Origin of the sequence: Coleofasciculus sp. A1-SPW-01, from assembly GCF_040217205.1 — a bacterium.
Classification (GTDB): Bacteria; Cyanobacteriota; Cyanobacteriia; order Cyanobacteriales; family Coleofasciculaceae; genus Coleofasciculus; species Coleofasciculus chthonoplastes_A.
This window is the reverse complement of sequence record NZ_JAVJNP010000160.1, coordinates 1-22,274: the sequence shown is the minus strand read 5'-3', so window position 1 is coordinate 22,274 and position 22,274 is coordinate 1. Positions and strand designations below refer to the sequence as shown.

Genomic DNA, 22,274 nt, shown 5'->3' with positions numbered 1-22,274 from the left:
GAAGAGATTTGTCGAATTTCTAGATAAGCTGTCATGCATTTAAATTGGGTATTAGTAGCGAGCAAGATGCAAAGCCTGCGGCATGGCTTCGCTAAACGCACTACAAGGATTTCACCATTATTGACATCAAGGTTTAAATGCCGAACAGCTTAACAGCTTATTGAAGTCCACTTAGTAACGCACCTTACACTATGAAGTGTAAAATTAACTATAACAACTGAAACAAAACCAGACAGATGGTTCAAACCGCAATTACCCAAACGATTAAAACCCTAAACGATGTCCATAACAAGTTTAATCTTCGGCGAACGGAAGATGAACAATTCTTTACAGAATGGTTTGAGAACTTGCCTGAACTCACCCAACAGGAGCAAGCTACGTTAGACCAGATTAGAGACAGATACCGCTATCATCGAGCCGATGGAGTATTAGCCGAGGGAGCGGTCAATCTGATTGTTGTGTCTCGCTTGCTGGAATTGGCGGGTTTTTATGATTTCCCGTTTAAGCTGCGATCAGAAGTATCGGTTGAAATTACGACTGTTGTTGATGATGAGATTTTGCGGGGACGGATAGATTTTTTGGTCGTGTTGGAGCAATTTTGGGTTGTGGTACTAGAAGCTAAACACAGTGATCTCAATATTGAGTTAGCGATTCCCCAAGCTTTGGCTTATATGATGGCGAACCGTCATCCTGATCAACCTGTTTATGGTATGGTGACAAATGGGGGGATGTTTGCTTTTTTGAAGTTAAGCCAACAAGCATTTCCTGAGTACGATATATCTGATGTATTTTCGCTTCTTCCTCGCCGTAACCAGCTTTATGATGTGCTTCAAATCTTCAAGCGGGTAGCTGCGGTTCTCCAGGATTAGAGTATGGGTTCGGTAGTAGAAGCGGGTTTAGCCAATAAATTCGGGTAAAATCCAATACCCTTTATACAAAAGAGGAATTACACGATGCGATCGCACGGTTGACATACTCAGGCTGACTGGATAAGAGTTTGAGTCGTCTTTAGACGACTTGAGCTTTTAGCCAAGAACTTGAGTTCTTTGCGGGTGTTGGGGCTTACTGAAAATGGTGCAATATCTCAGTTAAAACGGATTCCAAGACTTACCAAGTAAGCTCCATTCTGACTTTAGCGTAAAGACAATAAATTTATTTCATAATTTTATCTCGACTTACAAATCTCGCATTTGTTGCTCCACACTCATCTTCCTTCTCAACCTCGGTTAAAAATGTCTTGCGATCGCGTAAAAAAGACATCAAACTGGAAAAGTGATTCATCCTATCCTCCAGGTATACCCGTCGCATCTCTACATTCCTCGACTATAACAGGAGCGCAGGGAGAGCGAGTTTTGCAGACAAGGGGGTCAAACTCGCCTCTACAGCTATGGGTCAATCAGACTCTTGTTACTCGGAACGAAAAGAAATTTGCCGAATCAGCATACTCACAAATTCACCCGGTTTACCTGTCGGTTGTAAGGGACTCCAAGCCATCACTTCAGCAAACTGGAGGCGGTACAAGGTGTGAATGATACTTTTGACGCCTCGACGAGAGCCAATAATCGAGATTTTTACAGGTTCACGGCTAGCGGTAGATTCTGGCGTCGCTGATGGGACGGGAGGTACTTTTTCTAGGTTATTTGAAACAAACTCTTGAGACATTGGATTCACCTAATTGTTGCTGAAAATGTTACCAAAATTGATAACATTTAAGAGATTAGCAGATGTTACCATACTTGGCAACATTTACGAGGTCATGCTCCTCTGACACGATTGTCCTGCGGACAAGGTAAGCGCGACAGAAGCATGGGAAGAGCAGGACAAGCCCTCAAACAGACCCTAGAAGCCTATAAAATCAGCCAAAATAAATTGGCGGTAGCTTTAGGGATTGAGCGAAACAAAGTTTTTCGTTGGTTTCATGAAAAAATAGACCCAACAGCCGAAACCGTTGCGGATATTGTCAAAGCGCTGAATACAATCAATCCCGTCGCCGCCGAGATGTTCATTGAACTCTATCTCGGCGATTTAGTGGATAAGGAGGAGGAGTGAAGATTGTGCAGGAGTCAGGGCGGGTTTAGTTAAATTTAGGTGAGGTAAGAAACGATAGTTGTCAAACCCGCCCCTACACAAAACCTCCCCACCTTGTTCAGCTACTGCTGGGAAAATGTACGACAATGATAGAGGTGTCTTGCTGCGTCCGTGCGATCGCCTCTGGTTCTCCCCCTAATGTGGGAATCGCCAAAAGGTAGCTGGGATGGGTACTTGCCGTGAGAATAAGTAAATCATGACGTTGCACCATCCGCGACACATTCTGTACAAAATTCCCCCGCACTTGCACCAACTCACTTGTGTTTGCCAACCCCCACTCCCTTGGCTGACAGGCAAACTCCCCTACTCCCGTCACCACAATCACCAATCGAAACGTGGCTTTCAACGCCGCTGCTAAGCTTTGCGCTAACGTCACCGTCGGTTTAAATGTCACTGATACCGTCTCCTGATCCGTCGCCGCTAATACCACTCGTGCAGTATTCTCAATCGGCTGCGAGAATCGGGCAATTAATACCGGAACCTGCGATCGCCAGATAACATTATCAATCACACTGCCAAAAAAGCTCTCACGAGTCGTGGAATACCCCTTCCAGCCACAAATAATCAACGTCGCCTCTCGTTCGGCTGCCGTGCGGGTAATCCCTCGGTCAATCGTATCATCCACCCGCCCAATCGGTTCTACTTTAGTTACGGCTGCATGGGCAATTCGTTCCGCCGCCGCTAAAAGCTGGGTTTGTAGCATCTTCGCCTCTGGGGAAATGAGTCCGGTTTTATCCGATAAAACATGCAGCGGAAGTAAGGTTCCTTCGGCTGTTTTTGCTAAAATTAATGCCAATTGTAATAAATTATCTTCCGTCTTGGGATTCGCTACCGGAACTAATACCCGCTTTGCCAACGATGGCGGTTTTCCTTGATTTCCTCCCTCCTGTTGTCCGTGAGGTTTCACCTGTTTTCCCCAGCGTTCGGTAATCCAAGGAGAGGCGACACAGGTGACTAAAATCATGGCAATTATCCCATTTACGGTTAACTGATCCACCAGTTTAATTTCATAAGCTACCGTAATCGCCGCCAAGGTAGACGCCGCCTGTGCCATGGACAACCCAAACATGACCATAATACTAGGAAATTGAAACCCAAACAGCTTACCTGGTGCCCAAGCCGCGCCAAACTTACTCACCATTTCCGCGCCAATCATCACCAGCGCCACCAAGATTGATTTCGGCTGCTTGACTAAAATTAACGGGTCAATTAGCATTCCCACGGAAATCAAAAAGAATGGCACAAATAAGGTATTGCCAATAAACTGAATCCGATTCATTAACGGACTCAATTGAGGAATGATTTGGGTAATCGCAATTCCGGCTAAAAATGCGCCAATAATCGGTTCAATTTCAATTAAACCCGCCGCGTAAGACACCACAAACAATGTGGCGAGGACAAAAATAAACTCCGCCCCTTCATCATGCCCAAATTGGCGAAAGAACCAGCGCCCCAGTTTAGGGACGCCCCATAATGTTGCTACTGTATAGATAGTGAGGGCGGGAATCAGAAACAACCAGAATCCTAGGGTCAGATTTCCGCCATCGGCTTTCACGACTACCGCCAGAACTAAGAGTCCCAAAACATTAGTAATTAATGTTCCGCCCAAGGTTGTGGTTACGGTTTGTGTCCGCATTAATCCCAACTTGGTGAGGATAGGTAATGCCAAAAGTGTATGGGTGGCAAAACAAGACGCGACTAGAATCGATGCTAGCCAACTATATCCTAGGAGTAACATTGCCACCGTACCCAGAATCATGGGGAAAGAGAATGTGGCTAAACCAAAAATTGCGGCTTTATCGGCGTTATATTTAAGGTCATTGAGGCTGGTTTCGAGTCCCGCCATGAACATTAAAAACAAGAGTCCCACCGTTCCCAAGAGGATGATGGTACTATCCCGTTCTAATAACCCCAGCACATTGGGTCCAACTATCACACCCGCTAGAATTAAGCCAACAATACCCGGAAGTCGCAATCGTTCAAACAGGAGTGGCGCGACTAACATAATTGCCAAAATGGTTAAGAAGACGGCAACAGGGTCAGTAATTGGACTCGGGAATAAAGCAACCGCCGTTAAGGTAGGATACATCATAAGTAGTCGGACAAAACTAAAGTTAACGGTTGAGAGGAGGGAACAGGGAATACCTCGACTTACCTCGACTCCGCTCGGTAACACGCTCAGTGTGTCACAGGGAACAGGGAACAGTAAGGGTTTTAGAAATGCGGCGACACTTTGGGTTTAAAATTGGCTTTTTCTCGGGTTCAGAGTTCAATGTTGCTCCTAGCGCGGGTTTAAATGGATATTGTGATTATATCCTGACGGCTTCCCCAGACTCTTATGAAATTCGGACTCCTGTGCTTACCCTAGTTGAAGCTAAGAACGAAAATATTAAGTCAGTTTTGGCGCAGTGTATTGCTGAAATGATTGCGGCTCAACTGTTTAATCAAAGCAACGAGGAACCGAGGGAGAGTATTTATGGGGCGGTAACGACGGGAACAGAGTGGAAATTTCTGGAGTTACGCGATCAGACTGTTTTTATTGATAAACGCGACTATTTTATTAGTGAGGTGAGCCGGATTTTGGCTGTTTTAGCTTTTACGGATGTCGCTGATAAAATGAATTTCACTATTGAGGATGCTGTTTCTTTAGGCGGTTGTCTTCTTGATGTGCTAAAAGACGATATCAAAAATCAAAGTTGTTCGGAAAGGACGAGGCTTGAGACGCATGAATTCCGGTCAATCTCTGACTTTTGAATCGATGTCGTTTATGGTATCGGGGTTTTGATAAGCTGTCATGCATTTAAATTGGGTATTAGTAGCGAGCAAGATGCAAAGCCTTCGGCATGGCTTCGCTTAACGCACTACAAGGATTTCGTCATTATTGACATTAAGGTTTAAATGCCGAACAGCTTAAGTCGAATGGCACTGACTTTAGAGTTTGTAGTAAGCGCTTTAGCGCTTCTGGCACTAAAGTGCCTACTACGAACCCAGCCTAAGTCAGTGACATTCCACTTAAGATGACTATAGGCGATTTTATTTAAACGAATGGTTCAATCCACTCTGTATGTTAACCCCACAACGGGTCAGGATGCGAATATAGGCACTGCGGATGCTCCCTTTCGCACCTTAACCCATGCGATCGCACAAGCTACGGCTGATACTACGATTTACCTGGCGCCGGGGATGTACAATGCGGCTAACGGGGAGCGATTCCCGATTGTGATTCCCTCTGGGATGATTATCATCGGTGATGAGTCGAGTAAAGGTAAGGATATATCTATTGTGGGGAGTGGTGATTATAGTAGCCCCAGTTTTGGCAGTCAATCGATTACGGTTAAACCTGATTCTCAAGCGGAATTGCGCGGGGTGACGGTGACGAATCCAGTCACTAAAGGGACAGGGATTTGGATTGAATCCAGCGCCCCGATTATCGCGAATTCTACTCTAACTCGTTGCGGTAGGGAGGGGATTTTTGTCACGGGGACGGCAAAACCGGTGATTATGGATAATGAATTGAGTGACAATGCCTCCAGTGGTATCTTTCTGGTGCGAAATGCGAAAGGGGAACTGCGGCGCAATCGCTGTCAACGGACGGGGTATGGGATTGCCCTGAGTGATAATGCGGCTCCGTTAATTGCTGATAATACGTTAATCAATAATAAGGCGGGACTTGTTCTCTCTCGCCAAGCTAAACCCGTTCTGCGCCGGAATCGGATTGAAAAAAATACCAATGGGGGGCTAATTGTCAATGGGTCTGCCCAACCGAATTTAGGTAGTCGTCAAGACCCAGCCGGGAATATCTTACAAGATAATGGTGATGTTGATTTACAAAATAGTACGTCATTGACATTAGTTTCGGTGGGCAACTTGTTAAATCCTGCCCGTATTTCTGGTGCAGTTACCTTGAGTGCAGCAGAGGTTCCTGCATCAGCACTGGGTCCGACTCAGTTTAGTGATTTGGGCAATCATTGGGCAAGTCGGTTTATTCAGGAATTAGTTAAACGGGAGTTAATTAGCGGGTTTCCTGATGGCACGTTTAAGCCGGAAGCGAATATTACCCGCGCCCAGTATGCGGCGATTATTGCCCAAACGTTTAACTTACCGCGCCAGGTGGGGGCGACATCGGGGTCATTTCGCGATGTCGCGGATAACTTTTGGGCGGCGGCGGCGATTCGTAAGGCGGCGAGTATGGGATTTATCTCTGGATTTCCTGATGGCACATTTCGCCCCCAACAAAATCTGACCCGGATACAGGCGCTGGTTTCGGTGGTGAATGGGTTGGGATTAGGGAGTGGGAATGGCAACCTACTTTTGTTTTACCGCGATCGCGCCCAGATTCCCAGCTATGCTACAGATGCTATTGCTACGGCGACACAACGGCAATTGGTGGTGAATTATCCCCGCCCTCAAGAACTTGCCCCTATGCAACCGATTAGCCGCGCCGAAGTCGCTGCCTTAATTTACCAGGCGTTAGTCTCAACTGGCGAAGCCTCGGCTATCTCATCCCCTTATATTGTTAACCCGGAGGGGTATGTTCCCTCGTTTACCGATATTCAAAATCATTGGGCGGCTGATTTTATTCGCCCTCTCGCCGGATTAAACTTAATTAGCGGCTTTGCCGATGGTAGCTTTAAACCGGATGCACCATTAAATCGGGCGCAATATGCGGCGTTAGTGGTGAAAGTCTTTAATCCCACACCCATCCGCCCCGCTACTCAATTTAGCGACGTTCCCGCCAACTTCTGGGCGTCAGCCGTCATTAGCCAAGCCTATCGCGGTGGCTTCCTTTCCGGCTTCCCCGACCAAACCTTTCACCCCCAACAAAGTTTACGGCGGGTTGAGTTGATTGTCTCCTTAGTCCAGGGGCTGTCGTTACCTGAGGCAGAGGGAAACCCCTTGGAAATTTATCAGGATCAAGATAATATTCCCATTTACGCCCAATCTGCTGTAGCGGCAGCTACTCAAGCCGGGATTATCGTCAATTATCCCAAACCCTCCCGGTTAAACCCGAAAAAAGCTGCCACCCGTGCCGATGCCACGGCGTTTCTGTATCAAGCCTTAGTGCAACAAGGGCGTGTCAATGCTATCAATTCCCCGTATATTGTTCAAGGATCAAAGAGTTTTTAAGGGATGTAGGGGCGGGTTTCACTATTATCGTTTTTTTCCCGCCCCGATGTGACTAAACCCGCCCCAACCAAAGTTTTGAGTTTGTTTGTTCCCTGTTCCCTGTTCCCTGTTCCCTGTTCCCTGTTCCCTGTTCCCTGTTCCCTAGACCAATGACCAATGACCAATGACGAATGACAAATGAAATAGATTCAGCCATTATCTATGCCGTGGAGTTACTCAGTCACTATGGATTTGAACTGAGGGGATATTCTGCGGCAGAATTAGTTGAGTTTTGGTTGGAGGACTATCCCGCCCAGTGGATTCGTTTGGCGGTCATTGAAGCCTTGTATCAGGGACGGTATAAGGCGATTTCGGTTGAACAAATTTTAGCCGTCTGGGGGCGACGAGAACAGCCTATCTATCGCTTTAATCATGAGTTTGAACGGTTGATTTGTCGCAAATTACCGCAAGATTTGAATGCCCCTGTTGATACGACATCCGAATCGATGTCCTGGATAGAGAGTTTCCCGGATATGTTTGAGTCAAGTTCTACGGTTGCGGTGGCGAAGTCAGAGGAATTTGTTGTCACTGAATCGGCAACAGAATCCGTTGAAGCGTCACCGCAAACGCCCGCCCAGCCTGAACCAGAAACGGAACAGGTTAGGGAACGCGATCGCACTCCTCCAGACCTAATTTCTCCTGATCATACCAGTCTGCCTGAACCAGTAGAAGGGTCTCGTCGCGAAACTAACCACCACCCCATTGATCAATTTACGCCACCGCCTGATGATTCGGACTTTTATCTGAAACTCAAACAAGTCGCCCAACCGTTAGTGCAGCGCTGCGGAAATACTTGAGCAGCTTTGTATTTTCTATCTCTGAATAACTGGTAAACCGAAAATCTGCCCATCCTAACCTGTTGGAGATAGCACAGGGTTAGGCTTGTCAATTAGTTACCAGATTATTGTTGACAAACACAAAGGTCAAATCCATTGTCATTGAACCCCTGGGCAAGGAACAATATTGATTGTCACAATTCCATTAACTATTCTGCCTTACTCTCCGATAAAATATCAAGATAGCCCAGGGGGAGGGATAATGACCAATGAAACAATTTTTTCCGGAAAAATTCCTAATTTTGATTGTTGATGATAATCCCAATAATTTACAAATTCTTCATGTCATTTTAGAAGCCGAAGGCTACAAAACAATTGTTGTCAGCAACGGACAGGATGCGATTGAGCGTGTACACCTTGATAAGCCTGACTTAATTATTATGGCTTTAACCATGCCCAAGATGAGTGGATTAGAGTTGTGTGACTATCTGAAATCTCCACCTCCCCTAACAACAAGTCCAATTATCCTGATGCGGACGGTTCGTGAACAAGAGTATTTAATTGAAGCATTTGAGAAGGGCGCAGCCGATACAATTACTCACCCCTTTAATCCAGCAGAAATTCTTGCCCGTGTCCGAACCCATTTAGAATTGAAGCAGACTCAAAAACAATTAAATAGATTGGTTAAAGAACACGAAAAATTAGCGAATTTGTTGAGAAAGTTAGCGATTACTGATCCCCTGACAGGACTCTGGAATCGCCGTCATTTTTTAACGGTTGCCTATCAAGAATTTAATCGAGCCTCTCGTTACAAACGTTTCATGTCTATCCTGATGATTGACATTGACCACTTTAAGCAAATCAATGATGAGTATGGGCATACAATGGGAGATGAAGTGCTTAAGGGTGTGGCAAAAAGCATCGTTGGTTCATTGCGTGAGGCAGATTATTGTGGACGATTTGGCGGTGAAGAGTTTGTCACATTACTTCCTGAAACCGATAGTAGTGGGGCGGTGCGTGTGGCTGAACGTTTGAGAAAGCGGATGGAACAAATTACCATAGGGATTGGCGATAAACAGGTGCAAATGACGGTAACAGTTGGTGTAGCTAGTTATCAATTAGACGATGCCAACATCGAGGTAATTATTCAACGAGCGAATAAGGCACTCTATCACGCCAAAAGTCAGGGATACAATCGTGTTGCATTGCATTAAATATTGGAAATAAATGAAAAATAAACATGAACGACCGCACAAATTAATCCAACCCATCCATTTCATCGCCATTCATGGAATTGTAGGGGCGACCCGCTGCAAAAAATAACAGAACCAACTTATCAATTTTATCGGGTCGCCCTGTATCAGGTATCGCTATCGCCCAAAATCAACCGATTAATTGTATTGGCGTCACCCTGAATCGCCGCTCATGAATTATCTGATACCATCACATTTGACAGGGCGAGTCGAGATACGTTAATCCTCACAGCATCATATTTGTGCAGCGACTCGCCCCTACAGACAACAACCGACAACCGATAAGCGGGTTTGGCGAATCCGGTTAACCCGTTTAGTCGATAGCGATTTGAATTGTCCAATAATTGCCCCCAAAGAACAGGATACTGCACCTTTAACCTGTCGTTTTTGCGTCGTAGTTGTGCCTGTAGGATAAATCTGTTGCAAATCAGATAAACCAACCGATAATTCTTGCCTGGTTGCTCTCAATGAAGTGTAGTACTTATCTGTAATAAAAATAATACCGTGCAAATGGTTCGGCATGATGATAAAGGCGTCAAGTTCCACATTCGGGCGCACAACAGCCGTTCGATACCATTCGTTTTCTACAATTTGACCAAATGGGGATAAATACATATTGCCTTGGATAATCTCCCCCAGCAGACAGTCCCGATTACGGATACAAAGCGTGACAAAATAAGCACTAGGTTTCCTGTAGTCGTATCCTTTGAGGCGAATGGAATGGCGATGGTGTCTTTGGGGTTCGTAAGGCATAGAACGATAGAGGCGACCCACGGCAAAAATAACACAACCAACCTATCAATTTTATCAGCATTCATGAAATTGTAGGGGCGACCCGCTGCAAAAAATAACAGAACCAACCTATCAATTTCATCGGGTCGCCCTGTATACAGAACCAACCTATCAATTTCATCGTGGGTAATATCCGGTTCGCATAAACAGTCATCATTTCCTCCTACTCAGAAGCCAATAGGTAATCATATCGCCTTTACCCTTCACTTTGACGGCACCTCGCTGCTCAAAGATAAACTTGTGCTGTAACTGTTGGTATGTAGTAGCGGTAACTTGAATTTTACCTGGTTCTCCTGATGATTCCATGCGAGAGGCAACATTAACCGCATCTCCCCATAAATCATAGATAAATTTTTTCCTACCAATCACACCCGCCACAACTGATCCGGTGTTAATCCCAATGCGAATTTCAAACGACTCCCCCTGTTGCACTTGGAACTCATGAATCGCTTGTTGCATATCCAACGCCATCTGCGCGATCGCTGTGGCATGATCGTCTAGGGGACGAGGTAAACCGCCAACAACCATATACGCATCACCAATCGTTTTAATCTTCTCCAACCCATACTGATCCGCTAGCTGATCAAATGTAGAAAAGATTTGATTCAGCATATTTACCAGTTCAATCGGTTGTAGACGTGCCGATAACGGTGTAAATCCCACAATATCGGCAAACAGAATTGTCACCTGATCAAAATGTTCCGCAATCGCCCTCTGATCTTGTTTAAGACGATTGGCAATCAGTTCGGGTAAGATATTCAGTAATAACCGTTCTGACTTGTCTTGCTCTAACTGTAATGCCGCTTCTGCCTGTTTTCGATCAGTAATATCACGCGCTACCCAAATAACCGATTGTTCAGAAATTACCGAAATACTGGCGGAAAACCAGACTGTTTTGTCTTCACTTTGTAGACTGTAATCAAAATAGATCGTGTGCTGAGTGGTTAGCGCCTGTTGAATCTTATCTAACCAATCCTGAGCCGTTTTCTCTTGAAAAAGATGTTCGATTGTTTGGTTAATTGGGTCAATGTAAAAGTCATAAAAGCGGGTGGGATTCGTCGGCGCTATTTCGATATTTGCTATTGTATGGTCTTGAACATCAATAATTAAAACAATCGCATTCATCGCCTCAAAAAATAGGCGCATTTTACTTTCCGACGTTCGCAGCTTATTTTCCAGCAATTTACTCTCACTGATATCCCGTGCTGCCCAAATCACGCTATCATGAGACAGGGGTGATAGGTTAGCCGCGAACCAACTATCTCGTCCGGCAACAGTCAACTGATAGTCAATACTAACCGTTTGCTGAGTTAAAAGAGCCTCTTGAATCGCTTGGAGAATAAAATCAGCTTGCTTAACTGGGAACTGTTCGTGTAAGGTTTTACCCACAATTTCGGCTGATGGCTTGTAGTCACTAAGCGGATTCGTGGGGGCAATTTTTAGGCATCGTCCTGAGGCATCAATCACCAGCACCACATCCGTCATCGCGGCGAAAAGGGCTTGCATCTCTGTGACCGCTTTCTTCTGCTGCATCACACTACCTAACTGATTAGTAATAACTGTAACTAGCTCAAAGAAATGATGGTCAGGTGGGTATTTTTTTGCCATAAAAAACACCAGCACGGCTAAGACGGAAACGGATTCTTGAGCAGCGGTTGGTGTCACTATGGGGACGGCAAATGCTGAGTTAAATCCGCATTTAACCGCGAGTTCTAATCTCAGGAAAAGGTCATCTGGAAACGTCGCTAAATCATCAACCCACTCCGGCTGAATTTGATGCCATACTCGTCCAGGTAGTTCTTCATTGGGTAAGATGGTTAAGGCAGCACTATACTCTCGAAATTGCTCGAATTTTGCGGCGTCTGGAGAATCGATATCTGTATATTTACCATACCAACTATGACTACATTCTAATGCCATACCATCCGTCGCGGGAATCCACACTTCGCCATAACTCCAGCCTGTAATTTCGCAGACTTGATGTAAAGCAACATCCAATGCAGTCTGAAAATCCGTCGCACTACTAATGGCTTGGCTCATTTTAGCTAGACGTGTTACTTGTTCCTCAGCATGTTTGCGTTCAGTGATGTCGTTAATGATACTGAGTAAGCAGTCTTGTCCACTAAAGTTAATAATATTTGCTGATAATAACCCCGTTTTTACCTGTCCTGACTTGAGACGAAAATTAAATTCATAATTGTGAATGGTTCCCTGAGTTTGTAATTGCTGGATAAAGCGAGTACGCTCCTCTGGATGCAGCCAAAACTTTAATTCGACTGTGCTTGTGCCAATCAGTTCGTCTTTTTGATACCCGACTAGGTGAAGTAACCGATCATTGACCGCCAACAAGCGTCCATCAGCTAGGGTGCTGATTGCCATGGCGTTGGGAGACAAGCGGAAGGCGAGGGCAAATTGAGCTTCGCCTAAGCCTCCTGTGGCGCTTGGGGGTTGGATGGGCTGGTCTAATTCCTCGTTCCTGGGTTCCAAAATGGTCAAAGAAAAATGTAACAACAGGGCAAGGGGTTCAGGGAAAAGTTTTATTATATCGCTATTTACCGGAATCGGATCAGGGGCTTTGATGTTTGGATTCAATTCCCTGGATGGGCTGGTAATAGAGGCTTGATTTCTCATCTCGTTAGAGTTCATTGTTAGCACCGTCGCAACATGTATGATGATTCTTCTCTATTGTTCCTTGATGAATGTGAAAAAAAAGTGACTATCAGTTGTCCCGGCGACTGGAAGTCACGCCTACACAAACTTGCGTCCGCCTGCGCGGACTAAATTATTAAGGGAGTAGTTACTCCTTTCTCGCTATAAAAATACCTGAATATCTGTCTGTAAAGGCATTATCCTTGCGCTTTTTATATCATGTCCGGTCAAACTCAATTAAAAGTTTAAATGCTAAAGCCTTTACTACGAAACCACTTAATTCGAGTAACATCAGGAAACCTACTTACCAATACAAAAGCGACTAAAAATCCGGTCAAGCACGGATTCCGTTACCTCTTCCCCAGTAATTTCACCTAAGGCTTGAATCGCGCCACGTAAATCAATTGTCCAAAAATCTAAGGGTAACTGTTGGGCGATAGTTTCTTGTACCTGTTCCAGCGCTATCTTGGCTTGGGTTAGGACGGCGGCTTGTCGCTGGTTAATCGCTAAATCTAAGTCAGCCGCGTGTAGGGTTCCCGTTTGTACGGCTTCCAGAATTCCTTGTTCTAATGCCTCAATCCCTTCATTTTTAGTGACGGCGGCTGTAATTACTCGGTCAATACTATCTGGATAGGAGACAGAATCAGCGGGGGCGAGATCGGTTTTATTAATCACTAAAATTAGGGGACGGTGTTTGACTTGGGTATAAATTTCTTGGTCGTCTGAACTCCATCCTGCTGTAGCTTCAATCACCAATACAATTAAATCAGCCGCCTCAGCCGCACGGCGCGATCGCTCAACGCCAATTTTCTCGACTTGATCCACGGTTTCCCGGATTCCGGCGGTATCTAGAACCTGTATGGGGATGCCACCAACGACTAACTGCGACTCTACCACATCACGAGTTGTACCGGGTAAATCAGTAACGATCGCGCGATCGCTGCGACTCCAGGCGTTCAATAAGCTGGATTTACCTACATTCGGACGCCCGACAATGGCGACGTTTAAGCCGGTTCGCAATAATTGACCGCGATCGGCGGTGGCGAGAATTTGCTTAATATTGGTTAATACTTGTTGCAGTTGGGCAATGATCCCGGCTTCATCTAAAGGAGGTAAATCTTCCTCAAAGTCGATTCTGGCTTCAATTTCTGCCAAACTATCTAAACACGTCGCCCGGAGTTGGCGAATCGGTACAGCTAGCTTCCCTTGTATTCCCGCTAATGCAGCTTGGGCGGCGGCGGGGGAACGAGAACCCACTAAGTCAGCGATACTTTCGGCTTGGGTTAAATCTAACCGCCCGTTCAAAAATGCTCGCAGGGTAAATTCTCCCGGTTGGGCTAATCGTGCGCCTAATTCTAGGCATAATTGCAACACCTGCTGCACAGGCATAATCCCACCGTGACAATGGAACTCGACGACATCTTCACGAGTATAAGAGCGAGGGGATTGCATAATTAGGAGTAGGGCTTCATCAACGATCTGTTGGGTTTGAGGATGACGCACATACCCATAGAGAATGTGGTGAGTCTGCCACAGTTGACGCCCTGGTGCGTGGAATAGTTGACGGGCGATTTCTAAGGCATTTTCGCCCGACACCCGCACGATTCCCACACTCCCCTGTTGGGGAACAACAGCAGTTGCGATCGCGGCTATTGTTTCACCTTGGACGAACTGTTCAGACATCGTTTGCTTACCCTACCTTTCTTGTTCCCCCCCTTTTGAAGGGGAGCTAGGGGGGATCTCTGATTAAATAAAGCTTTCAACCTTAAGTTTACACCAATGTTCATCAAGGGTTCCCTACAGATGGTGGTGTAATGGTAAAACCTGCACCAGTTCTGAGCGTTGATGGCGAGGGAAATTAAGCGATCGCGTAAAATAGTCTTTAACTGTATCAATTGCTTTCTATCTTAACTACTTATGACAACCGTTACGCTTAACCTCGACCCAATTGTTCACCTGAATCAAGAGCAATTTTATCATCTGTGTCGAGTCAATCCCGATGTAAAATTTGAACGTAATGCGAAAGGAGAACTGATCATCGTGTCCCCCACAGGCGGAGAAACGGGAAAACGAAATGCTGGAATTATCGCTGATTTCGTTATTTGGAATCGACAAACTGGATTGGGAGAAGTTTTCGACTCTTCCACCTGTTTTCATCTACCCAATGGGGCGAACCGTTCTCCTGATGTGGCTTGGGTTCAACAACAACGATGGGATGCGCTGACAGAGGAACAAAAAGAAAAGTTTCCACCCATTGCTCCGGATTTTGTTTTGGAGTTAATGTCACCCAGCGATACGTTATCAGAAACCCAAGCTAAAATGCAGGAATACATGAATAATCAAGTCAGACTGGGTTGGTTACTCTATCGACCAACTCGTCGGGTTGAAATTTATCGCCAAGGACAAACGGTAGAAATACTGGAAAATCCGACCCAGTTATCGGGAGAACATGTTTTACCCGGCTTTATTTTAGATTTACAAATTGTGTGGAATTGAATCATTGACTGTCAAAAATTCATCTGTCAATTGTAGGGGCGGGTTTAGCCGTTTAATTTGACTATCTACCGATAACCTCAAAGACAAAACCCGCCCTTCGCCACTATTTGATCGTGTGTGTTACAGGACAAAATAAGATTACAGCGTCAACGATTGCGGATTGGTTTCAATCAACTTCGCCAAATCTTGTAGGAATGCTGCTGCATCAGCACCGTAAACAATCCGGTGATCACAGGTCATATTCACCTGCATCTGATTCCGCACCCCCATCATGCCATCCGTTGTCGCCACCACTTGCGGACGTGATGCGCCAATGGCTAGGATTGCCCCTTGTCCCGGCGGTAAAATCGCATCAAAACGGTCAACGCCATACATCCCTAAATTCGAGATTGTAAACGTACCGGAACTATATTCCTCCGGTTGCAACTGCTTGCGTCGGGAGCGTTCAACCAACCCTTTCCAGGTGCGAGATAAGGAATAAATATCCACCTCATCGGCTTTTTGTAACGTCGGTGTAATCAGTCCCCCATCTGCCATAGCCACAGCGACAGCAACATTGACCCCAGCGTGATACTGAATCCCCTTTTCCGTATAACAAGCATTGATCGTGGGATGTTGTTTTAATGTCACAGCGACGGCTTTCGCTAATAGGGCAGTCATGGTTACGCCCTTAGGCTTAATTTGTTTATACAGCTTATCCAATTCATTGGTAGCGATAGTATACCCTACCCGGAAAGCTGGCACCTGAAGACTCGCCACCATATTCCGCACCACAGCATTTTGCAGGGTGTTGAACGGAACCACTTCACCGAGGGGGACAGAAATCGGTGTCGTGGGTGTCGCCATCGGTTGAGCCGCAGGCTGAGATGGTGAGTGTTGCGGTGCGGCGCTGGGTTCGGGTTGGGGAGTTTTGCCAGCAGCGGCTTCCACATCTTCTGCCACAATGCGTCCGTGAGGACCACTACCCGTCAACGTATCAAGTTCAACCTTCAACTCCCTGGCTAATTTCTTAGCCCTAGGAGAGGCGACAGTGCGTCCATTACGGCGACTAGGGGTATCTTGCGCTTGGGGAGCGGCTGAGACGGTAGCAGGTTCAGGTTCAGGTTTTGGCGTTTGATCTGTTGGCGTTTGATCAGACGAAGTACTGGCTGGGGCTGAGGCGGAACTGGATTGGGAGGCTTGTTGTTTAGCCGTCTCAATTTCGTCAGGAGTTTCGGCTAGTAGGGCAATTGCCTCTCCGACAGGCACGGTTGCGCCTGCGGGTACAGTAATGACGGCTAGATAGCCCTCATAGAAGGACTCCACATCCATATCCGCCTTGTCAGACTCAACCACTACCACGGTTTCGCCTTTTTCTATTTTGTCCCCTGGGGATTTCACCCAAGAGACAATTTTGCCTTCGGTCATGGTGGAGCTAAGGGCGGGCATGAAAACTTCGTGGATCATGAGGTGGTATTCCCAATGAACTAGGCGTTAAATAACAATAGCATTTGCCAGATCGCATTTTAGCGTGATGACGGGTTCTCAAACTATAGAGGTCGAAAATAGGGAACAGGGAACAGGGAACAGGAAATAGGGATTACCCGCCCGCCCCTAAATCTGGATGCTTCTCTATCCAACCTACAATAGAATTAGCTGGTTACAGAGAAAATTGATGGATTGGATGGTCAAATCGGGCAAAATTTCTTTGGTGAGTCTCGCTGGTATGGTAATCCTGCTGACGGCTTGTACCAGTAATCGCCCAGAAGCGACAGTTACAGCCGCTAATCCCTCACCTGACAAAACGACTTCCTCATCGACTGAGCCATCCCCCGATTCTCCCGGTAATTCAACTCCCCAGCAAAATTTTTCATCACCTCAGACGCCAGCAGCTAACCGGGAAAACTATCGTTCTATTGATCTATCCCAACAGACAGATAGGACGAGTTTAACCGGGAGTGATCCCAAGGCGATCGCACTCTCGGCGTTTGGTAATAGGGACTCTAACACGGATTCAGCCAGCGTGGATGTTTCTTATCCTAAACCGGATCAGGCAATTGTTATTCTGACTCAGACTGGATTAAAGGATGATTCGGTTAGAGGTATCCGATATCGTGTTGAGTTCCAGAAAAATCCCTCGGCTCAAGCGAATGAACAATGGCAGATGATTTGGGCAGGATCTCAGTTTAAATGTTACCCTGGGCGCGGTCATCAAGACTGGTCACCTGAACTTTGTTTGTGATACCAAATCCGCTTTGAAAACCCTTTTTTGTCATGGCGATTGAAATCGCTGCTACACCAACAAAGTCCGCCTGCGCGGACTGGGTTATATAGCGCTACGCTCTAAGGTTAGGACAAAATAAGAAAAATTTAATAAGTCGAGGTGTTGCCTATTGCCTATTGCCTATTGCCTATTGCCTATTGCCTATTGCCTCTCCCCACCCCAACCCTTATTCAGCAAGCCCTATAATAGACAATTTATCGACATCCTAATGATTCGCGAGTCTCTACTCCCGTTTTCGAGTTAACCCCACTAGCTTTAGTGCAGAGATTTTGGACTTGTAAGCGATCTAAAACAGCATCGCTGAAATCAGCACCGATGATATTAACATCATCCAAGCGAGAACCTAACAAAATTGCTTCCTCTAGAACCGCATCACTCAAATCCGCCCCTTTGAAGTTAACTTTATAAGCAATGCTGTATGAAAAATCTGCACCCTGTAGATTAGCGTCAGTCATCGTGGAATCACTAATCACCACACTGCGTAAATCGGTATTGCTTAAATTCGTTTGCGTCAGATTCATTTTAGATATCTCCAGTTCAGCTAAATTTTGACCGGAGAAATCCATGGCACTTAGATCAGATACACCGTCATTAATAAGCTGTCGGGCAGAGGGATTAGCAGCTTGGGCGGATAGGGGAACCCAAACCAACACCAACGCCAAAATTAGAGCAGCGAGTCCTTGAATAGACTTAATAATACTTTCTTTCATTGCAACTGTTGCCGAAAACATCCTTTCTGGTGTAGCTTACGCCAAATTTTAACCACATCGGTATAACTGATAGGGAATACCAATCCGGTAATGGTGACTCGGATCAAGGATACAGGTTTTTGGGTTCGCGATCGCAAGATTTTTTGGATAGTCTCGCCGCTTCAAGCCGGGAGCGATGACCCATAGATTCAATGGAGACACAGAAGGTATCGCTAATTCCGATAACTGCTGCCAGACTTTATCATATCCCTGTTGGCGACTTAAAAAGGCGATCGCGCGATCGCCCTCCTGACTCCCACCCTCTGATACGTTCTCTAATGCCAAGGCAAAGCTCAATCCTAATCCTACATCCTGAAGATCCTTATATCCCATCACCATGATCAGGGGAACCGTGGGTTCAATCGTCATATTCTCTGCTACTTGCTGAGGATAATAGGGTTTGAGAAACACCAAATTAGCCACAACACAAACCGTACTCACGACAGAGATAGCCAACGTTAAGACGATTGCCCATTTCCCCTGCATCCCGACACCCCGGCGCCCAGACGCGCCATGAGACGCGCCATGAGACGCGCCATGGCGCGTCTCTACATTTACGGTTAAACTCGCTGCCAATAACGCACAAATCGCCGGATAATAAACAAAGTTATAACGGGGAACAACGGAGATATCTTTACCTAGCAGGTAAATAATTGCCAGAAATTGCAGCAATACAGCCAAAGTAAACCCGAATAGGGTAAACGTGGCTAACTGAGTTGAAGGCTGACACAGCAATCGCTTCACTCCCACGCCTCCCCGCCAAATAATCCACCCACCCAACCCTAGAGTTAATCCTCCCATGGGTATCACAATCCACAAGGGTTGATTTTCCACGGGTAAAGCAATCACCATCAGGAACCAACCCACCATTAATTGCACCAAAGGCGTAATACTATCCGGTGGCGGTAGCCAATTGGTTTCTTGTCGCCCCATATCTGCCAAAAGCATACCCCACCAGGGTAGATAACTAACTGCCATTCCCGCGATTACCAGCGCTACAGCACTCCAACTCCCACTCGGTAAACGCCGACGATACCCAATCATCCCGGAAATTAGGGTCAAAACTTGGGCAATGACAGCCAGAATAAAAAAGTAATGGACATAACAACCGATACTGTTGACGATTCCCCAACCGCACCATAGCCACGGGGAAGGCATTTGCTGATGGTAAAGACGCTGCTGAATCGGGATTAATGCCAACAGTGCCAAAATAATTAGCAACATGGGCAACGTGTAGTGACGCGCTTCCTGAGACAGGTAAACTGCAAAAGGAGACACCGCCATTAACGCGGCGGCGATTAATCCCGCGATTGGCGAAAAGATGAGACGATTGAGACAGTAAATTGCCGCGATCGCACCGACTCCGATTAAAGCTGGAAATGCACGCAACACCCACGCCAGGGGTTCGGTTCCCGTAAACCTTAACCACGAATGCATTAAGCAAAAGAATAAGGGCGGATGAGTCGATTGTTGAGCAAGGGTTTGGGCAATATCTCTACAGCTAGCGTCGGGTTGAAGGGTGAAGAATTCCTGGAGCGTGGATAAGGGAAATACGACATCCAACGGTAAATCATTATACTCCCGTCCCAGGCTAAAGAAAGCGGTGAGAACTTCATCCAGCCACAGGGGTTTTAAGTCAAGATGCCAAAACCGGAGGACGATTCCCAGGATAATGATTCCAGCAAGGGCGAAATAGTGATGAGTTAGTTTTTTGCGTAGGTTCATAGTTAGGATTTTCGCGCAAAAACCACTCTAGCGAGAATTGGGTTAATTTGAGCGATTGAAATCGCAGCTACACAAACAAAGTCCGCCTGCGCGGACTGGGTTATAAGTATTAGTAGCGAGCAAGATGCTCAATGTAGCGAGCAAGATGCTCGCACTACGGCAAGGTATGGCACGTAAATGTGTAGGGGCGGGTTTCACTACTATCTCTTCGGTTGCACCCAGATGCAACTAAACCCGCCCCGATTCGCCGGTTTCGTTATTTCCCGTGAGACGTCAGGGTTATAAGGGGGGTAGCTAACCTAGATTTGGTATTAGTCCTAGATTGATTAACATGGTGAGAGTAGACGGTAATTTGAGAGAAAAAGAACTTGGACTGGTCTAGGTTTAATCTTCATGGTGATGCCCCTGAACGTGCCTTTGAAGCGCTGACTGGAACCCTATTTGAGCGCTGGTGTCATCGGGAGTATGCGGGTCAAATTAGGCGAGTCGTGTTCGTTAATGGTGCGGGTGGCGATGGTGGTGTTGAGGCATATACTCAACTCAAGGATGATCAGGTTATCGGATTGCAAGCGAAGTGGTTTAGAGAACCTCTGGAATCTTCTCAGATAGAACAGATTAGAAAGTCTTTAAAGACCACATTCCGCACTTAAACTTGAAGTGTGTTTTGTAGTACAATGAGGGATAGTAATCGCCCCCTAAAATAAGTATTTATACTTATTTTTTTTGCAAATAATAAATCAGCCAAAACAATGGGTAAAAACTGTCAAAAAATCGAAATAAAAAACCTTGATCATTTAGGGATAATAGCCATTACCTCCAATAGGCGTAGATCTAGCGAAGCTGACACCAGGGGCAATCTAGCTCAAAACCCTTGTCCTATAAGCGTTCCAGAAACCTTAATGCTCTGTCGTTTCAGTTCGTCTAGCCCGTCCATTGTCACCTTCTAATCAAAATGTTTGAGTTATTACTTAATTATCAAGTACTATTAGTGGGCTATCGCCCATCACCATAGGGACGGTTCGCGGCGGCGCGAAGGCAAGCTCCGCGCCGAGCCTGCGGTACGCTCCCCCTCGCGTTGCTAGTTTCTGCAAAAGGAGTACAAGGAGTATACAGATGCGCTTACCAGATTTTCTAATTATTGGAGCAGCCAAGTCTGGAACAACAACACTTTATAAATACTTGTGCCAGCATCCTCAAATATATATGAGTGTACCTAAGGAACCTAATTTTTTTGGAGATGACGGATGTTATGCTAAAGGATTAGAAATGACCAAAATTTTTAGGCAAAAATATGACGGATGCCTTTTGCGTTTCTCTTATCTTTCTCAATAAGTATAGGGTATTATTATCATCTTTGCAAAAAGCGATAGTCTTCATTGAATACTCTGATTTTGCTTATTTGTTTTACGCCAAAAAGTTAGTTTTGTTATAAAAATTCATAAGTTTATTACAAGTACAATGCAAATTTATTATCACATTTAATTATTTAACGACGGCTTTAGAATAAGCAGTTTGAGAGAAAGTACATTACCTTCAATACCGTAGTTTAGACTAGATGGCGTAGATCTAGCAAGGTTGTCACCGGAGACAATCCTGTAATCTATCGTGCTACATCTTGAAGTGCGGAATGTGGATTAAAGACATGACGTCATCCTTGTAGTGCGAGCATCTTGCTCGTTACTAATACCCAATTTAAATGCATAAAAGCTTATCACTTTTCTAGTTCAGTCCGCGTAGGCGGACTTTGTTTGTGTAGCTGCGATTTCCAATCGCCCTTTTATCCCTTTGTTTGCGCCCTTTTAACCCCTCGGCACAATACCATCTTGAACACTTGCGCTACGATAACCCCTGGAGGGTAAATTTTTCAGATCAAATTGCTCACCGTTTTCGCGTTTCCAAATCTTGTAATTAGAAAACGTGAGTGGGGTTTGAGGTTCGCACTCTTCCGGGATATGATCAGCGAAAACAAAATACACCGCACCCTCTCCCATAACCTGGGCTAACCCATTTCTGTTAACCACCAGCGAGGTTCCCTCATCAATCCCTATCCCCAAGACACTATCAGTGATTCCATCCCGAAGTTGACGTGCCATAAATGTCATCAATCGACCCATGCGATCGCGATCGCTAAAATGGGTTAACTAACAGTCCGTAAATATCTAGACAATTATTGACATAACTGGACATTTTCTATGATATAATTAGGCAATGTCTAGTTTAACCCCCCAAGAAGCAGCTACTCTACTAGGTGTGACGGTCTTGCACGTTGCACCGATGGGAACTCAACGGCTCTCATACGAGCTTCTCGGACGGCTGG

18 protein-coding genes and 1 pseudogene are annotated in these 22,274 nt (G+C 45.7%); 10 read left to right on the top strand and 9 right to left on the bottom strand.

Going from position 1 to position 22,274, the window contains the following annotated elements; translation table 11 throughout:
* The first annotated feature begins 236 nt into the window (after positions 1-236).
* Positions 237-869 carry a type I restriction endonuclease gene (locus RH949_RS24130; protein WP_006102638.1) on the top strand — a complete coding sequence of 211 codons (633 nt, stop codon included), beginning with the start codon at positions 237-239 and terminating at the stop codon, positions 867-869.
* A 538-nt stretch (positions 870-1,407) separates the two neighbouring features.
* Here the strand turns inward: RH949_RS24130 and RH949_RS24125 are convergent.
* The gene (locus RH949_RS24125; protein WP_006102618.1) at positions 1,408-1,662 is read right to left on the bottom strand and encodes a hypothetical protein; all 255 of its coding nucleotides are present in this window, start codon (positions 1,660-1,662) and stop codon (positions 1,408-1,410) included.
* A gap of 144 nt (positions 1,663-1,806) precedes the next feature.
* Between RH949_RS24125 and RH949_RS24120 the strand changes: the two genes are divergently transcribed.
* Positions 1,807-2,049: a helix-turn-helix domain-containing protein gene (locus tag RH949_RS24120; protein ID WP_006102603.1), complete on the top strand. Its 243-nt coding sequence runs from the start codon at positions 1,807-1,809 to the stop codon at positions 2,047-2,049.
* Positions 2,050-2,146: 97 nt separating this feature from the next.
* Here the strand turns inward: RH949_RS24120 and RH949_RS24115 are convergent, their stop codons facing one another.
* Positions 2,147-4,180 (bottom strand): cation:proton antiporter domain-containing protein, encoded by a 2,034-nt coding sequence (locus tag RH949_RS24115; RefSeq protein ID WP_446356704.1) that lies wholly within the window; start codon positions 4,178-4,180, stop codon positions 2,147-2,149.
* A 128-nt stretch (positions 4,181-4,308) separates the two neighbouring features.
* On the opposite strand from RH949_RS24115, the gene RH949_RS24110 reads away from it, so the two are divergent.
* The 4 genes from RH949_RS24110 to RH949_RS24095 all read left to right on the top strand — a co-directional run bounded on the left by RH949_RS24110 (position 4,309) and on the right by RH949_RS24095 (position 9,244).
* Positions 4,309-4,842 carry a hypothetical protein gene (locus RH949_RS24110; RefSeq protein ID WP_006102622.1) on the top strand — a complete coding sequence of 178 codons (534 nt, stop codon included), beginning with the start codon at positions 4,309-4,311 and terminating at the stop codon, positions 4,840-4,842.
* A gap of 291 nt (positions 4,843-5,133) precedes the next feature.
* A complete protein-coding gene (locus RH949_RS24105; protein ID WP_446356702.1) occupies positions 5,134-7,215 on the top strand; it encodes an S-layer homology domain-containing protein in 2,082 nt (693 codons plus the stop codon).
* 170 nt (positions 7,216-7,385) lie between these two features.
* Positions 7,386-8,051, top strand: a complete 666-nt coding sequence (locus RH949_RS24100; RefSeq protein ID WP_446356700.1) for a hypothetical protein — start codon at positions 7,386-7,388, stop codon at positions 8,049-8,051.
* A gap of 248 nt (positions 8,052-8,299) precedes the next feature.
* Complete coding sequence (locus RH949_RS24095; protein ID WP_006102802.1) at positions 8,300-9,244, top strand: diguanylate cyclase; 945 nt, start codon at positions 8,300-8,302, stop codon at positions 9,242-9,244.
* A gap of 297 nt (positions 9,245-9,541) precedes the next feature.
* On the opposite strand, the gene RH949_RS24090 is transcribed toward RH949_RS24095, so the two are convergent.
* The 3 genes from RH949_RS24090 to mnmE all read right to left on the bottom strand — a co-directional run bounded on the left by RH949_RS24090 (position 9,542) and on the right by mnmE (position 14,407).
* Positions 9,542-10,057: a transposase gene (locus RH949_RS24090; protein WP_446356698.1), complete on the bottom strand. Its 516-nt coding sequence runs from the start codon at positions 10,055-10,057 to the stop codon at positions 9,542-9,544.
* Positions 10,058-10,228: 171 nt separating this feature from the next.
* Positions 10,229-12,721 (bottom strand): adenylate/guanylate cyclase domain-containing protein, encoded by a 2,493-nt coding sequence (locus RH949_RS24085; protein ID WP_006102792.1) that lies wholly within the window; start codon positions 12,719-12,721, stop codon positions 10,229-10,231.
* 303 nt (positions 12,722-13,024) lie between these two features.
* The gene (mnmE, locus tag RH949_RS24080) at positions 13,025-14,407 is read right to left on the bottom strand and encodes a tRNA uridine-5-carboxymethylaminomethyl(34) synthesis GTPase MnmE (protein ID WP_446356695.1); all 1,383 of its coding nucleotides are present in this window, start codon (positions 14,405-14,407) and stop codon (positions 13,025-13,027) included.
* A 234-nt stretch (positions 14,408-14,641) separates the two neighbouring features.
* Between mnmE and RH949_RS24075 the strand changes: the two genes are divergently transcribed.
* A complete protein-coding gene (locus RH949_RS24075; RefSeq protein WP_446356693.1) occupies positions 14,642-15,220 on the top strand; it encodes a Uma2 family endonuclease in 579 nt (192 codons plus the stop codon).
* 138 nt (positions 15,221-15,358) lie between these two features.
* Here the strand turns inward: RH949_RS24075 and RH949_RS24070 are convergent, their stop codons facing one another.
* The gene (locus tag RH949_RS24070) at positions 15,359-16,666 is read right to left on the bottom strand and encodes a dihydrolipoamide acetyltransferase family protein (protein WP_044208600.1); all 1,308 of its coding nucleotides are present in this window, start codon (positions 16,664-16,666) and stop codon (positions 15,359-15,361) included.
* A 208-nt stretch (positions 16,667-16,874) separates the two neighbouring features.
* On the opposite strand from RH949_RS24070, the gene RH949_RS24065 reads away from it, so the two are divergent.
* Entirely contained in the window at positions 16,875-17,441 is a 567-nt protein-coding gene (locus RH949_RS24065; RefSeq protein ID WP_446356691.1) for a hypothetical protein, read from the top strand.
* Between the two features lie 236 nt (positions 17,442-17,677).
* Here the strand turns inward: RH949_RS24065 and RH949_RS24060 are convergent, their stop codons facing one another.
* The gene (locus tag RH949_RS24060; protein ID WP_446356689.1) at positions 17,678-18,193 is read right to left on the bottom strand and encodes a pentapeptide repeat-containing protein; all 516 of its coding nucleotides are present in this window, start codon (positions 18,191-18,193) and stop codon (positions 17,678-17,680) included.
* A gap of 48 nt (positions 18,194-18,241) precedes the next feature.
* Positions 18,242-19,957 carry a glycosyltransferase family 39 protein gene (locus RH949_RS24055; RefSeq protein WP_446356687.1) on the bottom strand — a complete coding sequence of 572 codons (1,716 nt, stop codon included), beginning with the start codon at positions 19,955-19,957 and terminating at the stop codon, positions 18,242-18,244.
* A 368-nt stretch (positions 19,958-20,325) separates the two neighbouring features.
* On the opposite strand from RH949_RS24055, the gene RH949_RS24050 reads away from it, so the two are divergent.
* Positions 20,326-20,607 carry a hypothetical protein gene (locus RH949_RS24050; protein ID WP_446356685.1) on the top strand — a complete coding sequence of 94 codons (282 nt, stop codon included), beginning with the start codon at positions 20,326-20,328 and terminating at the stop codon, positions 20,605-20,607.
* Between the two features lie 463 nt (positions 20,608-21,070).
* Positions 21,071-21,202 (top strand): annotated as a pseudogene (locus RH949_RS24045) (sulfotransferase); the annotation flags it as partial.
* Positions 21,203-21,756: 554 nt separating this feature from the next.
* Here the strand turns inward: RH949_RS24045 and RH949_RS24040 are convergent.
* Positions 21,757-22,050, bottom strand: coding sequence for a hypothetical protein (locus tag RH949_RS24040; RefSeq protein ID WP_446356683.1), 294 nt, complete (start codon positions 22,048-22,050; stop codon positions 21,757-21,759).
* Positions 22,051-22,274 lie beyond the last annotated feature (224 nt).

Bases quoted from the DNA above. Each gene is read 5' to 3' on its own strand.
- RH949_RS24130 (WP_006102638.1), top strand. From the start codon at position 237: ATGGTTCAAACCGCAATTACCCAAACGATTAAAACCCTAAACGATGTC.
- RH949_RS24125 (WP_006102618.1), bottom strand. From the start codon at position 1,662: ATGTCTCAAGAGTTTGTTTCAAATAACCTAGAAAAAGTACCTCCCGTC.
- RH949_RS24120 (WP_006102603.1), top strand. From the start codon at position 1,807: ATGGGAAGAGCAGGACAAGCCCTCAAACAGACCCTAGAAGCCTATAAA.
- RH949_RS24115 (WP_446356704.1), bottom strand. From the start codon at position 4,180: ATGATGTATCCTACCTTAACGGCGGTTGCTTTATTCCCGAGTCCAATT.
- RH949_RS24110 (WP_006102622.1), top strand. From the start codon at position 4,309: ATGCGGCGACACTTTGGGTTTAAAATTGGCTTTTTCTCGGGTTCAGAG.
- RH949_RS24105 (WP_446356702.1), top strand. From the start codon at position 5,134: ATGGTTCAATCCACTCTGTATGTTAACCCCACAACGGGTCAGGATGCG.
- RH949_RS24100 (WP_446356700.1), top strand. From the start codon at position 7,386: ATGACAAATGAAATAGATTCAGCCATTATCTATGCCGTGGAGTTACTC.
- RH949_RS24095 (WP_006102802.1), top strand. From the start codon at position 8,300: ATGAAACAATTTTTTCCGGAAAAATTCCTAATTTTGATTGTTGATGAT.
- RH949_RS24085 (WP_006102792.1), bottom strand. From the start codon at position 12,721: ATGAACTCTAACGAGATGAGAAATCAAGCCTCTATTACCAGCCCATCC.
- mnmE (WP_446356695.1), bottom strand. From the start codon at position 14,407: ATGTCTGAACAGTTCGTCCAAGGTGAAACAATAGCCGCGATCGCAACT.
- RH949_RS24075 (WP_446356693.1), top strand. From the start codon at position 14,642: ATGACAACCGTTACGCTTAACCTCGACCCAATTGTTCACCTGAATCAA.
- RH949_RS24070 (WP_044208600.1), bottom strand. From the start codon at position 16,666: ATGATCCACGAAGTTTTCATGCCCGCCCTTAGCTCCACCATGACCGAA.
- RH949_RS24065 (WP_446356691.1), top strand. From the start codon at position 16,875: ATGGATTGGATGGTCAAATCGGGCAAAATTTCTTTGGTGAGTCTCGCT.
- RH949_RS24060 (WP_446356689.1), bottom strand. From the start codon at position 18,193: ATGAAAGAAAGTATTATTAAGTCTATTCAAGGACTCGCTGCTCTAATT.
- RH949_RS24055 (WP_446356687.1), bottom strand. From the start codon at position 19,957: ATGAACCTACGCAAAAAACTAACTCATCACTATTTCGCCCTTGCTGGA.
- RH949_RS24040 (WP_446356683.1), bottom strand. From the start codon at position 22,050: ATGGCACGTCAACTTCGGGATGGAATCACTGATAGTGTCTTGGGGATA.